Genomic DNA, 14546 nt, shown 5'->3' with positions numbered 1-14546 from the left:
ACAGAACCAAAAAAATACACATGCAAGACGATAAAAACCTATCAGAAGTTCAAGTTGGAGATCAACATATTATGGAGAACAAGGAACTGAGCTTATTCGAAGCTTTCATTCCTGTGATCATCTTGATGGGTTTATTGGCATATAATATTTTTGCTGCGGATGGCGCATGGTTAGGAGACTACTCTAATCAATATATATTACTAATCGGAGGAGCGGTTTCTGCATTGGTAGGGTTTAAGAACAGCGTTTCCTTTAAGAGAATGTGCTTGGAAGTATGGGAGAATTGGAAAAGTATTTTTGTTCCTATTATCATTTTATTATTAGTGGGTGCCTTGGCAGGGACCTGGTTGGTGAGCGGAGTTATTCCGGCGATGGTGTATTATGGGCTTCAAGTATTGAGTCCAGCTATATTTTTACCAGCCTCCGTTATTATTGCGGCTATTATTTCTATAGCAACCGGTAGTTCATGGACTACTTCGGCTACAGTGGGTATTGCATTAATTGGAATAGGAAGTGCATTAGGTATTCCTACTGGAATGATTGCTGGAGCTGTGATCTCCGGAGCCTACTTTGGAGATAAAATGTCTCCCCTAAGTGATACAACAAACTTAGCACCTGCAATGGCAGGGACGGATCTATTTACGCATATAAAGTATATGGCTTTTACTACAGTGCCAACAATACTAATAGCGCTAGTCGTATTTTCGATCTTAAGTATGACGGTAGATACGAATGGAGATGCAGATATAAGTAGTTTATTAGCTTCAATAAACAATACATTTAATATAAGCCCATGGCTCTTTTTAGTGCCTGGAGCAGTTATAGCAATGATCTTGTTAAAGACAAAGCCTCTTATAGCATTAGGAACTGGAGTTGTTTTAGCAGCAATATTCGCTTTTATATTTCAATCTGACGTCTTGTCGGCGCTTTCAGAATCAAACTTCCAAGCGATTTCAAATGCGGTATTAACAGATACGCAGGTGATAACGGACAATGATAAGTTAACAGAACTATTTAGCGCTGGTGGAATGAATGGAATGCTATGGACTATCTTATTAATTGTATGTGCTATGGTTTTTGGAGGTGTTATGGACGCAATAGGTGCATTATCTAGAATAACCAAAGAATTGCTTTCATTGGCAAGTTCAATATTCGGATTATTTGCTAGTACTGTGGTGAGTTGTTTAGGACTAAACGTAATCGCTTCAGACCAATATTTAGCGATTGTTATTCCTGGAAAAATGTTTAAGAAGGCATACGAAGATAGAGGTCTCGCTCCTGAAAATTTAAGTAGAACTTTAGAAGATTCAGGAACAGTAACATCAGTGTTGATACCTTGGAACACTTGCGGCGCTTATCAATCTGGTGTGCTAGGTGTTGGAGTAGGAGAATACTTTTTCTATGCGATCTTTAACTGGCTGTCACCTTTTATGACGTTGATCTTTGCTGCATTCAAAATCAAGATTAGACAGCTGGCTACTAAATAAACCAGTTCCAAACCAACCCGAATCGAATCACAAAATCTCTATACGGGTAATTGGGTGCAGAAAAATAATCCTTGGTTTTTCTAAAGTTTGAAGTCATATTATCAATCTTAAAATAGATACGTGTTCTTCGTACTTGGGCATTAAAGAAAAGGTCTATTGTAGGGTATCCGATCTCTGTAGTGTTTTGTAATGTAAATTCAGCTAATAACGGATTATAGGCGTTGGCCTTAAACTTCGAAAAATACTTAAAAGTGGCTCCGATTTGAACTTGCATAGGCTTTCCTTTAAACCAATAATCTGTATAATACAGCGTGTTTCTTGTAACTAGGTCCGGAACTCGAAATACACTACTCCCTGAACTTACGTTTTGATACATCACCGTATTGTTCAGTGCAAATTTTTTGTATTTGAATTCATTTGAAGCTTTTACTTTTAAATACGTAATATTCTCTGCGGATTGCTGCGGAGTATTATTCTCATCAAAATAGGCGTAGTTCTCAATATTGGTAAAATTAGCAGAGGCATTGATCCATTTTGATTCGATAGCAAAGCCAATATCCTGAGTGTTGATATCTTGAAAATTATTCTCCCAGTTATAATCATCATAGGTGCTATGTTGCAAAAGAAAATTGAAATTTGGAGATTTAGAATTGATCAAAAGCGAAGCTTTTACCGAAAATAAACTATCTTTCTTATAACGTGCTTCTCCCGATAAATGACTTCCTCCAACTCGACTATTTCCAGGTGTTACTAGGGCATCAGCGGTCAATGAAAAGTTTTTGATTTTTGCTTTCCAGTCAGCCCCGAGTCCAATAGCACTTCCTTTTAATTTTAGTTGAGCCGGTGTATTGTTTACATTGTATATAGTATCGTAACCATAATTGTAACTGGTGTAGTTAGATTTTACTCTAAATCTACCCAATACATATTTAGAATTGAATTCTAAATATATCTGATTGTTGAATGTTTTATTCTTTACAGTTTCATTTAAGGCAGTCGTAGTACTGGCTGTTCCTAAAAAAGAAGTTGGTACAGATTCATTGAATTGAAATAGTTTATTCTCAATATTAAAAGTATGTCCCACCTTAAGATTTGAAAAATTAGCACTCTCTAACGTATCTTTTTTTGACGAGATAAGCTTAAAATCATGCTCAAAATAATACCGTTCGCCTTCAAAAACATTCTCAGTATTACTTAGATTAACGTCAAGTCGACCTCTTTCAGAAAAGTTTGGATCATCAGAAATAAAAGCATCCAAAGAAGCTTGTGTCAGTCCGCCATTTTCATAATTCAAAAGATCTTGAGAAGCAATATGTCCTTTGATCGTATATTGACGTTCTTTAGTTTCGTAATGAAATGAACTCCTAAAATTACCCTGACTGGCTAGAGATCTTCTATACTGCCCCAAAGAGCGAATACCTCTATATGCGATGGAAACATTAAAGCGTTTTGAAAAATTCAATGCAAAATTGGCATCTAAAACTTGGCCTTGTAACATTCCGGTTCTATACAAAATCTCTGTTGTTGGAGTTGGAACTTGATAATATTTGATATCCTCTTTCTCTATATAAAAGAATTGTTTTGCACTCCTTCCAATATCTGGGAAAGAAGAAATGTTGCTAAAATCATATCCTAACGTATTGAATGTTTGCCCTTGGTTATGAAAGGCTAATAACTCAAAATTATCTTTTCGTAAGAAGTTAAACGCATATTCTTTCTTTATGTTTAAGGTGGTGTCAACATAAACGGTATCTTTTTGTAGAAAGAAAATTCTATAATCAGTGTATTTTGTCTTACCACTTAGCTTAATTCGAGTTTCATTAGAAAAAGTAGAATCTCTAACACTTAAACCATCAGGGTCACCACCAAGTTGTCCGGGCTTTTTTGTTAGCTTTCTCTGAGCGTTTACAGTACCAAGAGCTCCTAATAAGAAAAATAAGATACTGATTAATAAGCTTCTTTTCATTTCAATAGAATTCATGAGAGCAAAAGTAAACTTTTAAACGGAAAAGCTTCTTAATAATTTTATACTTAGAAATTTTTAACATAACATTGATTCGTTTTTTTTTCTTACATTTAGAACTTTAATCCCCTAAACCCCCAAAAATGAGAAAAGCTACTCTAGCGTTTTCGCTATCGTTATGTCTATTCTTGACACTCTCCTGTACACAAAATGACGCTTTTTTACTTGAAGAACAAAGCCTTCAGGAAAAAAACAATTTCCAAGATCCATCTTTGGTCGAAAAAAACGCCATCGATTTTGACGGAATAAAGAACGCAGTTCCGACGTGTACAGATGCAATTGTAAACCTCAATTTTCATCCTTCAAATGCAATAACAGAAGATGCTATTGTACTGGCTTGGTCATATATAAAACCATCATGTAATGGTATATGCCCGCCTCCAGGATTAATAAAGTATGATATTGAAGTGCAAGTCGGCTCTATAGGTACCTATGGAGCTTTCTGGGGAACTACGTATTCTTTCTCCCATATAGAGTCTAGTGCAGAAACTGAGTTGATGCATTATGCTTCTTTTGAGGATATTGGTGGAGAACCAAGATTAGTAAGATTTAGAGTGAAGTTAGATACTTGCTCTGAGTTTTCTGATTGGAAATCCAGTTCTCCTAAATTTAAGTAAAGAATGCGTAGTTTTCTTTAAAAATCACCAACAAATTTGTTGGTGATTTTTTATATTTGAGAATGTTAAAGATCAACTTTAGTGGATTTAAAAACGAAGCAGGAACTGACGAGGCGGGAAGAGGTTGCTTATCCGGCCCTGTAGTAGCTGCAGCTGTCATTCTGCCAGAAGATTTTACCCATGAATATTTAAATGATTCAAAACAACTTTCCGAGAAAAGAAGAAACGAGTTGCGACCTATTATTGAAAAGGAAGCGCTTGCCTATGGTGTGTCTTTTATCCATCATCAAGAAGTAGATAAATTGAACGTTCTACAAGCATCTATACAGGGAATGCACAGGGCGATTGCCACATTAGATATTCCTCCTGAATTTATTATTGTCGATGGAAATAAATTTCATCCTTTTAAAGAAATACCGCATCAAACCATTGTAAAAGGGGATGCCAAATACTTAAGTATAGCAGCAGCATCTGTGCTAGCAAAAACGTATCGAGATGAATTTATGGAAAAGATCGATACAGAATTCCCAGGATACAATTGGAAAAAGAATAAAGGATATCCGACCAAAGAACATAGAGAGGCTATCCAAAAATTAGGGATTACAAAGTACCATAGAAAATCTTTTAAGTTATTGCCCGATCAGCTGACAATCGATTTTAAAGAATAAAAGACTCCACTTCGAAAATGTTCTTAAAGTGAAATAGGATTTTTTCTTTTACCTCCCCAAGATCAACTTTTTTTCCTAGTTCGGCTTCCATAGAGGTAACTGCTTTTCCTCGAATTCCACAAGGAATAATATTATCAAAGTATCCAAGGTTTGCGTTTGCGTTTAACGCAAAACCATGCATGGTTACCCATCGACTACTTCGAATACCCATAGCACATATTTTTCGTGCAAAAGGGGTGCCTACATCAAGCCATACACCTGTTTCTCCTTTGCTTCGAGAGCCTGAGATACCGTATTCGGCAAGTGTTTGAATGATAACCTCTTCTAAAAAGCGAAGATATTTATGAATATCAGTGAAAAAGTTCTCTAGATCTAAAATTGGATACCCTACAATCTGGCCTGGTCCATGATAAGTTATATCACCACCTCTATTAATTTTATAAAAGACGGCGCCCTTTTGCTTAAGCTGCTCTTCATTCAACAATAAGTTGGATAGATCGCCACTTTTTCCAAGGGTATATACATGTGGATGCTCGACAAAAATAAAATGATTAGATGTAGCATTTTGCACGCTATTTTTTCGATTATCTCGTTTTACCGAAATAATTTCATCTAAAAGCTCAGTTTGAAAGTCCCAAACCTGCTTATAATCTTTTAACCCTAAATCTTTTAACTGTACGTTTTTGTTCATAGAATGCGACTGCAAAGATAAATATTTAATTATATTTGAGCTTGCAAAACAATCAAATAACGTTCTTATGAGAATTAAATCACCCTTAGTTGTAATGGCAATACTATTTGTAATGTCCAGCGCAACATTCGCACAAAAATCTCCCTGGAAAAAAAGTAAACTGAAAGCCACAAACCAGATTGCGGCTGCAAAGAATCTAAAGCATGATAGATACCATGTTTTTACCTTAGACTTGGACGCATTTAAAGTAAAGCTTTCAAACGCTCCTATGAGATCGGCATCTGTGTCTAGATCTATGCCAGTGGTAAGTTTTCCTAATCAGGAAGGGAAATTAGAACGATTTAGTATTGTAGAAGCTCCCGTATTATCGCCCGAAATGGCATTAAAACATCCAAATATTAAAACTTATTTAGGTTTTGGTGTTGATAGCCCTGGAGCAAGAATTCGCTTTAGTGTTACTCCGCAAGGGTTGCAAACTATGACTTCTTATCTTAATAAACCGAATGTATTTACTGTACCCGTAAAAAAGGGAGATGTATCGGAATACATTACCTATGATAGAGGTGTGCGTGTGGAATCTGTTAAAGATTTTGAATGTTTAACAGAAGGTGGAGATGTACCAGTAAAAGACCTTCCTTCTTATGATAGAGCTAATGATCAAATTCTAAGAACATTCAGAATAGCGATTTCTACGAATGGAGAATACACAAACTATTGGGATGATGGTAACGCGGGTAACGGAAATGCGCAAGACGATGCTTTAGCTCAAGTGGTATCTACTCTCAATAGAAATAATGAAGTTTTTGAGGTAGACATGGCTATTACATTCCAGCTCGTTACTGGAACTGAATTAATATATGCCAATGCTGGAACAGATCCTTATACAGGTAGCTTTAATAGTCAATTACAATCTACACTAACAAGCGTTGTAGGTGAAGCTAATTACGATATTGGTCATTTGTTTGTATATGCAAATTCCACAAATGGTAATGCAGGATGTATTGGATGTGTCTGTGAAAACGGACAAAAAGGAAGCGGGTTTTCTCAGCATCCTTTCACAGATAATGATGGAGGAGCGTATATGACAGATTTCTTTGATATAGATTATGTGCCGCATGAAATAGGTCACCAAATGGGAGCAAACCATACGTTCTCGCAGAGCAATGAAGGCGCTGGAGTAAATGTAGAACCTGGAAGTGGAACCACCATTATGGGATATGCTGGAATTACAGGAAGTAATGATGTACAAGACCATAGTGATCCGTATTTTAATTATCATAGTATTCGTCAGATATTGCAAAATGTAGCGAGTTCACCGAATAACTGTTGGACATCCACTGCGATTACCAATAATCCACCTGTTGCAAATGCAGGTAGTGATTATACGATACCACAAGGGACAGCTTTTATTTTAACAGGATCCGCTACAGATCCAGATGGAGGTGATGTGTTAACATATACCTGGGAGCAAATTGACGATGGAACGACCACATCTGGTAATTTTGGACCTACCAAAACTTCTGGTGCTCTTTGGAGATCTAGACCTCCAAGTACCAACCCAAAAAGATATATGCCGATACTTTCAAGGGTTTTATCTGGTCAGTTGACAGAAACGAACCCTACAGAAACAGTAAATAATACTTCTTGGGAAACGGTTTCAACAGTAGGAAGAGCATTAAACTTTGCATTAACGGTTAGAGATCGTTCAGAAGGTAATGGCACGGGGTTATCTCCACAATCTCATTTTGATCTGATGACCGTTACGGTAGATGGTTCTAGTGGTCCTTTTGCAGTAACTTCTCAAACAGGTGCCGGGAATAATTGGGATGTTGGAACAACACAAATTGTTACCTGGGACGTAGCGAATACAACCAGTGCATCGGGACCAAATACGCAAAATGTAAATATTTTACTTTCTACAGATGGAGGTTTAACATTTCCAATTACATTGGCTTCAAATACACCAAATGACGGTACTCAAAATATTACAGTTCCTAATAATCCAACAAATGATGCGCGTATTAAAGTGGAGGCTGTTGGAAACATCTTTTATGCAGTAAATAGTACTGCATTTTCTGTTACGGTGTCCAGCCCGACATTTGTTGCTACAAATGTAACAGGTGATGTATCACTTTGTAACTCAGGAGGAAACACAGCTACATTTGATATTACATTAGATTTTATAAGTGGATTTTCTGAAACAGTATCCTTGTCTTCTTCTGGAGAACCAGCTGGTTCTACAGTGATGTTTTCACCTACATCAGCAAATAGTAATACTACTATTACGATGGAAGTGACAAATTTAGATGGAGCAACAGCAGGGGTTTATAACATAGATGTAACAGCTACTTCTACTTCAGTAACCAGGAATGTGACTGCTACATTAACGGTGTATAGCAGTACATTTGGAGCTATAAATTTAACTTCGCCAACAGATGCAGGTACTGGTGTTGGTCTAAGTCCAGTTTTGAGCTGGGATGCCGATACGAATGCTACTTCTTACGATGTGGAAGTTGCTACTGATAGTGGATTTGCATCAATTGTAAGTAGTGGAAATGTTATGACAAACTCGTATAGTCTTAGTTCTTTAAATCAAGCAACAACGTATTATTGGAGAGTGAAACCAAAGAATTCTTGTGGAGAAGGAAGTTTCTCAGCAGCATATTCTTTTACGACACAGAACTGTTCGGTATGTACATCCGTAGCAAATACTTCATACGATACGAGTACGACTCGTGTGATTTTTAATACCATTGACAACGCTTCGACAAAAGAGAACGGAGGATATAGCGATTTTACTGGTATAAGTACCGATGTAAAAGAAGGAGAGACACATGATTTAACAGTGCATGCAGATACGGATGGAAACTTTACTACGCATACAATAGTTTGGATTGACTGGAATCAAGATTGTGATTTTGACGATGCTAATGAGGAGTATGATTTAGGAACTGCGAATAATGTATCAGATGGAGCCACTACAGCAAGCCCTTTTGCAGTAACTATTCCTGCTGGCGCAACACTGGGAAGCACCATTATGAGAGTATCCACAAAATATAATTCAGATCCTACTTCGTGTGAAAACTCCGCAGATGCAGAGGTAGAAGATTATACAATAAATGTAATAGATGCTACCGCTTCGATTGAAGATTTTGCCTTTGCAGGATTTAATTTATATCCAAACCCATCTAATGGAAACTTTAACTTGACATTCGATACTGTTTCTTCGGATAATGTAAAACTTCAATTATTTGACCTGACAGGAAGATTGGTAAGAAAATTAGAATATAATCAGGTGGCAAGTAGATTTTCTGAAAACATATCGTTTAACGATACATCAAACGGACTATACTTGTTGAAGATTACCAATGGAGATAAACAGACCACAAGAAAAATCATTATTGAATAATTATAGATAACAGAGATCATTAAAAAGAGCACTTTAAAGTGCTCTTTTTTTGTGCTTTATACTAAAAAATCATCGTTCAGAAGTTATTTTTAAATCATATTTGTGTAAAAACTAAGTATTTAGCGCGACAAATCATTAATAACGAGAATTATTAATTATATTTGGTCGATTACAAAACATAAATATCAACTCCTGATGAAATTAAAATTACCTTTATTGGTAATAGCGCTGGCTTTAGCGCTTTCTACCAGTACCCATGCTCAAAAGAATGCATGGACAAAAACAACCACTATAGGAAATCTTAATAAGATTTCCATTAAAGACCTAAATCAAAATGAATCAGAAACGTTCGTTTTGAATGCAACAGATTTTAAAAATCAATTAAAAGGGGCTCCTTTAAGAGGTCAATCTAACAGAACGTCTAGTACAAATGTGCTAATTCCTGATGAAAAAGGAAGCTTCCTCAACTTTACGATTTTCGAAGCTCCAGTGTTTTCACCTTCATTATCAGCTAAATTTCCAGAGATCAAATCCTATATAGGATACGGTTCTCATGGAGAAGTATTACGTATGAGTGTGTCACCAAAAGGAGTGCAAACAATGATTACGTATACAAATAGGTCGGCAACCTTTATGCAACCGGTAAAGAATCAACCAAATGCATATATCGCTTATAATAAGGAATCAAAGCATGGAATGGAAACGGATGAGTTTATCTGTTCTACAGCTAATGAGATCAAAAAAGAAAGCCCAAGATCTAACCTGACAGGTAGAGATGCGAACGATCAAACTTTAAGAAAGTTTAGATTAGCCATGTCTGTAAATGGAGAGTATACTGCATATCATGGAGGAACGGTAGCAGGAGCTTTAGCTGGTATCAATGCTACCATAGCTAGAGTAAATGCTGTTTTTGAAGTAGATATGGCAGTTACTTTTGAAGTACAGGATTTTCCTGACTTGATTTATACAGATGCAGCAACAGATCCTTATACTTCAATTGGTGCTTGGAATGGAGAATTACAAAGTACACTAACCAGTGAAATCGGTGAAGCAGCTTATGATATTGGACACATGTTCGGAGCTTCCGGAGGTGGAGGTAGTGCAGGATGTATCGGTTGTGTTTGTGTAGATGGATCTAAAGGGAGTGGAAAAACTTCACCGGCCGATGGGGTTCCTGAAGGAGATACTTTTGACATCGATTATGTGGCTCATGAGATCGGACACCAGATGGGAGCTAATCACACCTTTTCTCATCAGAGCGAAGGATCAGGAGTAAATGTAGAACCAGGTTCTGGATCTACAATTATGGGATATGCTGGTATTACATCTTCTAACGTACAGCAAAATAGTGATGCTTATTTTCATTATGTAAGTATTAAACAAATTTTGGACAATTTAGTAACCAGAACATGTTGGCAAAACAATTCTCCATTGACATTAACGAACAATCCTCCAGTTGCAGACGCAGGGGCAAATTATACGATCCCTCAAGGAACCGCTTACGTACTTAGAGGTTCGGCTACCGATGCTGATAGCGGGGATACATTAACCTATTGTTGGGAAGAAAACGATGATGGAGTCGTTACTATACCAAGCTTTGGTCCAACCACAACGACAGGTGCTCAGACAAGATCATTGTCACCTACGACCAAAAAAGATAGATACATTCCAAAATTGAGTAGAATTGTAGCTGGATCATTAACAGAAACAAGTCCAAGTTCAGGAAGTGACTGGGAAACTGTATCTACAGTGGGAAGAACATTGAATTGGGCATTAACAGTGCGAGATAGACAACCTACCGCTACAGGACTACATGGACAATCTAGTTATGATCTAATGGCAATTACGGTAGATGCAGCTAGCGGACCATTTGCGGTAACAAGTACTAATAATTCACCGACATGGGATACAGGTACGCAACAAACAGTTACCTGGGATGTTGCAGGTACAGATAATGCAGGAACCGTAAACTGTCAGATGGTGAATATTAAATTATCTACTGATGGCGGACTTACGTTCCCAATTACACTAGTCTCGAATACACCTAATGATGGATCACATACCTTAGTGGTGCCAGAAAATCCAACTACTCAAGGTAGACTTATGGTAGAGGCAGCAGATAATATTTTCCTAGCTGTAAATACAGCAAACTTTACGATCAACTCTACAACACCTACATTCTTAGTAGAGAATAATACAGGTGATTTATCCGCGTGTAATTCAGGTGGAGGAGAAGCTCAATATACATTGAACTTTAACTTTGTAAATGGGTTTTCTGAGAATGTGACGTTCTCAACAACAGGAGAACCAGCAGGATCACTTGTAGAATTTAGTCCAACATCAATAAGTGCAGACGGAAATGTAGTCATGACGATTAGTAATTTAGATGGAGTAACAGCGCAATCTTACACTATAGATGTGACGGCTACTTCAACCTCTGTAACACAAAATGTGAGTGCAGGATTAACCGTATATTCAAGTACATTCTCGGCATTGAACTTGACATCACCAGCTAATGGTGCAACGGCCGCTCCGTTAGTACCAACGTTGACGTGGGATGCAGAATCTAACGCAACTTCATATGACGTGGAGATTTCGACGGATAGTGGTTTTGGAACACTTTTCCATAGTGGAAATGCAACTACAAATAGCTATGTATCTCCAACGTTAACTCCTACTACACAATACTATTGGAGAGTACGACCTAAAAATAGTTGTGCTACGGGTAGTTATACAAGCGCAAGCTTTACAACAGATGCAGGAAGTTATTGTGCGTCTACTTTTAACGAAACAGCAAATAGTGAGTGGATCTTAAGAGTTCAATTCAATACGATAGATAAAACCTCTAGAAATGATCATGATCCTAATCCAGATGATGGATATCAAGACTTTACGGCAGAATCTACGAATGTGGTTAGAGGAGATACACATAATATTGCTGTAACTATGAATACTGCTGGATTCCAGGATCACTGTTATGTATTTATTGACTGGAACCAAGATTTTGAATTTGACATTAATACAGAAAGATATAATCTGGGTACCATGTTTGATGATGAAGGAACATTGGATTTAGATATTGTGGTGCCTAACAACGCAGTTTTCGGTAGTACGAGAATGAGGGTTATTATTGAGTATACACATACAAATGAGCCACATGGAGAAGGTCCTTGTACTGCTGATCATAATTCAGGGTGGGGAGAAACAGAAGATTATACTATAATTGTAGACAATACTACTTCTGTTAAAGATACGGCTTTTGAAGGATTTAACTTATTTCCAAATCCATCAAACGGAGACTTCAATCTTCAGTTTGATACTGTTACTTCTGATGATGTGCAACTTCAATTATTTGACCTTACGGGAAGATTGGTACAAGAGGTAAGCTATAAAAATGTAGCAGCTAGATTCTCCGAAAACGTTTCTTTTAAAGACGTTTCTAATGGAGTGTATTTATTGAAAATAAAAAATGGAACTACGCAAACAACAAGAAAGTTGATTATAGAGTAAGTTTTAAATTATATAGAAAAGCTCGATTACTTTTGTAATCGAGCTTTTTTTATGAACTAATGTTAAATAAATAACGTTATCAAATTAATTGAATTATTTTTGTCATATGTCTATAGAGGTTATGGGGGTTTCCAAAGAGTATGGAGCTCAAACAGCGTTAAATGAAGTAAGCTTTTCTTTAAAGAAGGGAGAGATTGTTGGGTTTTTAGGACCTAATGGTGCTGGGAAATCTACGATGATGAAGATCTTAACGGGATATATAAAACCTTCTAAAGGGAGTGTGGCTGTTAATGAGATAGATGTACTGAACAATGCGAACGAAGCACAGCATCATATTGGGTATTTACCGGAGCATAATCCGTTGTATCTCGATTTATATGTGAAAGAGTACTTGGCATTTCAAGCTTCTATTTACAAGATTGAGAAATCAAAAGTTAATAGTGTTATAGAACAAGTAGGACTGACTCCTGAAAAGCATAAAAAGATAGGACAACTTTCTAAAGGGTATCAACAAAGAGTAGGGTTGGCTGCAGCCATTATACATAACCCTGACGTTCTAATTCTAGATGAACCAACTACAGGACTCGACCCTAATCAATTAATGGAGATACGAGCGCTCTTAAAAGAACTGGGAAAGGAAAAAACAATCTTATTTTCGACACATATTATGCAGGAGGTAGAAGCTATTTGCGATCGAGTAATCATCATTCAGAAAGGTGAACTAATGTTAGATAAACCTATTGCAGGGCTTAAAGAAAATAATGAACAGGTTATAGAAGTAACTTTTGATTATAAACTGGAAGAGCAGTTTATTAAGAAACTACCTCATTTAATTTCGCACAGTAATAATTACGATAATACCTGGCATTTGACATTTAAGGCAAATGAAGACATGCGTCCTGTCATTTTTGATTTTGCGCAAGAAAATGGATTGAAAATCTTGGAGTTGAATTCCAAGAATCAAAGTTTGGAAAACCTGTTTAAAGAGATTACAAATTAAGTAAAGATCTTTCCGTAATAATTTAAGTCTACCAGTTCTCCACGTGTTGTCCTATAATCAAGGCGAATAGTTCCTTCAAATTCAAAACCAATGCGTTCTAGTACTTGAATACTTCTTGTATTTTGAGGTGCTGCTCTGCAAAATAATTTTTTAAAACCATGTTCAGAAACAATCTGATTGATGAGCATTTTTCCATGATGTGTAATAATACCCTTGCCTTCATAGTCTTTATCTATAAAAGCACCCAATTCACCCTTTGGAATATTCCAGTCAATATTTTTTAGATCGATTAAACCCACTAGCTTTTCTGTCTTTGTTTCTATAATGAGATACGGGAAGTATGTCTTATTTTGAATACGTTGTTCAATTTCTAAACAGTATTCATGTGTGTCTTGCAACGTGGTAGTTTTGCATACGGTACCGGCAAAAAAATCTTCAAGCCTTTTTAGATTGTTCTGGATTAAATCAAAGAACAATTCGCTGTGTTCTTGGGTAAGTAGAGTGAGATGAAAATGCGAGGTCTCGGTCATAATGGTTTTCTATATGGCAATGTTAACATATTTTAGAAAAAACATTCTTGATTGAGATCAAGAATTCAAAATTCTAGAAAGCGTTTCCGGAGTCATACGTAAATAAGATGCAATATACTTATGCGGGATTTGCTGGAATAGATCAGGTTGCCTGGATAAAACGCGTTCATAGCGCAGTGCCGGTGAGTTGATCAGTAAATCCTTCTCTCGTTCTAAGTGCCATTGCATAAGGTCAGTTAGCACTTGTTGCCAGAGATTGGAAGCTTCATTATTGTTTTGAATAAAATGATGAAACGTTTTTTTATGAATCACTTTTACCTTGGTCTTATTAATACATTGAATAACGATTGAAGATGGTTTTTCGGAGAGAAATGAATCTAGTGCCGAAATCAAAGAGCCGCTATGTCCAAAATACAAACAATGCTCATCCGAGTCTTCTGAAAAATAAACACGCGCGCAACCTTCTTCTATGAAATATAAGTTGGTGTTCGCAGTCCCCGCTGTTTTAATGTATTCCCAACGATTGAATTCCAGTGCTTCAGTCCAAATAGCAGCCTTAGAAAGCTGTTGTTTTAAACTGTGAAGAGCTTGTAATTGCATGGATTGAACGT

Annotated in this window: 10 protein-coding genes; 6 read left to right on the top strand and 4 right to left on the bottom strand. The window is 36.7% G+C overall.

What is annotated here, in order from left to right; genetic code table 11:
* The first annotated feature begins 20 nt into the window (after nucleotides 1-20).
* The gene (gene nhaC, locus RQM59_RS08455; RefSeq protein ID WP_349241667.1) at nucleotides 21-1487 is read left to right on the top strand and encodes a Na+/H+ antiporter NhaC; all 1467 of its coding nucleotides are present in this window, start codon (nucleotides 21-23) and stop codon (nucleotides 1485-1487) included.
* Here nhaC and RQM59_RS08450 read toward each other — a convergent pair.
* Nucleotides 1480-3453 carry a putative porin gene (locus tag RQM59_RS08450; protein WP_349241666.1) on the bottom strand — a complete coding sequence of 658 codons (1974 nt, stop codon included), beginning with the start codon at nucleotides 3451-3453 and terminating at the stop codon, nucleotides 1480-1482. The genes nhaC and RQM59_RS08450 overlap by 8 nt on opposite strands.
* Before the next feature lie 140 nt (nucleotides 3454-3593).
* Here RQM59_RS08450 and RQM59_RS08445 point away from each other — a divergent pair, with 140 nt between their 5' ends.
* Nucleotides 3594-4127, top strand: coding sequence for a hypothetical protein (locus RQM59_RS08445; protein ID WP_349241665.1), 534 nt, complete (start codon nucleotides 3594-3596; stop codon nucleotides 4125-4127).
* Nucleotides 4128-4189: 62 nt separating this feature from the next.
* A complete protein-coding gene (gene rnhB / locus RQM59_RS08440) occupies nucleotides 4190-4795 on the top strand; it encodes a ribonuclease HII (RefSeq protein WP_349241664.1) in 606 nt (201 codons plus the stop codon).
* On the opposite strand, the gene lipB is transcribed toward rnhB, so the two are convergent.
* Complete coding sequence (gene lipB, locus RQM59_RS08435) at nucleotides 4785-5486, bottom strand: lipoyl(octanoyl) transferase LipB (protein WP_349241663.1); 702 nt, start codon at nucleotides 5484-5486, stop codon at nucleotides 4785-4787. The two genes, rnhB and lipB, sit on opposite strands and share 11 nt — an antisense overlap.
* Nucleotides 5487-5553: 67 nt before the next feature.
* Here lipB and RQM59_RS08430 point away from each other — a divergent pair, with 67 nt between their 5' ends.
* The 3 genes from RQM59_RS08430 to gldA all read left to right on the top strand — a co-directional run bounded on the left by RQM59_RS08430 (nucleotide 5554) and on the right by gldA (nucleotide 13405).
* Nucleotides 5554-8895, top strand: a complete 3342-nt coding sequence (locus RQM59_RS08430) for a reprolysin-like metallopeptidase (RefSeq protein ID WP_349241662.1) — start codon at nucleotides 5554-5556, stop codon at nucleotides 8893-8895.
* A 195-nt stretch (nucleotides 8896-9090) separates the two neighbouring features.
* Nucleotides 9091-12405, top strand: coding sequence for a zinc-dependent metalloprotease (locus tag RQM59_RS08425; protein ID WP_349241661.1), 3315 nt, complete (start codon nucleotides 9091-9093; stop codon nucleotides 12403-12405).
* A gap of 106 nt (nucleotides 12406-12511) precedes the next feature.
* On the top strand, nucleotides 12512-13405 hold the full coding sequence (gldA, locus tag RQM59_RS08420; protein WP_349241660.1) for a gliding motility-associated ABC transporter ATP-binding subunit GldA: 894 nt from the start codon (nucleotides 12512-12514) through the stop codon (nucleotides 13403-13405).
* Here gldA and RQM59_RS08415 read toward each other — a convergent pair.
* Both RQM59_RS08415 and RQM59_RS08410 read right to left on the bottom strand, forming a co-directional pair.
* Nucleotides 13402-13935, bottom strand: a complete 534-nt coding sequence (locus RQM59_RS08415) for a GNAT family N-acetyltransferase (protein ID WP_349241659.1) — start codon at nucleotides 13933-13935, stop codon at nucleotides 13402-13404. The two genes, gldA and RQM59_RS08415, sit on opposite strands and share 4 nt — an antisense overlap.
* Before the next feature lie 57 nt (nucleotides 13936-13992).
* Nucleotides 13993-14535 carry a Crp/Fnr family transcriptional regulator gene (locus RQM59_RS08410; RefSeq protein ID WP_349241658.1) on the bottom strand — a complete coding sequence of 181 codons (543 nt, stop codon included), beginning with the start codon at nucleotides 14533-14535 and terminating at the stop codon, nucleotides 13993-13995.
* Nucleotides 14536-14546: the final 11 nt, after the last annotated feature.

The organism is Asprobacillus argus (assembly GCF_032248395.1).
In the GTDB taxonomy this organism is placed as follows: domain Bacteria; phylum Bacteroidota; class Bacteroidia; order Flavobacteriales; family Flavobacteriaceae; genus Polaribacter; species Polaribacter argus.
Note: the sequence above shows the minus strand (reverse complement) of the source record. Positions and strands in the feature narration are given on the sequence as shown.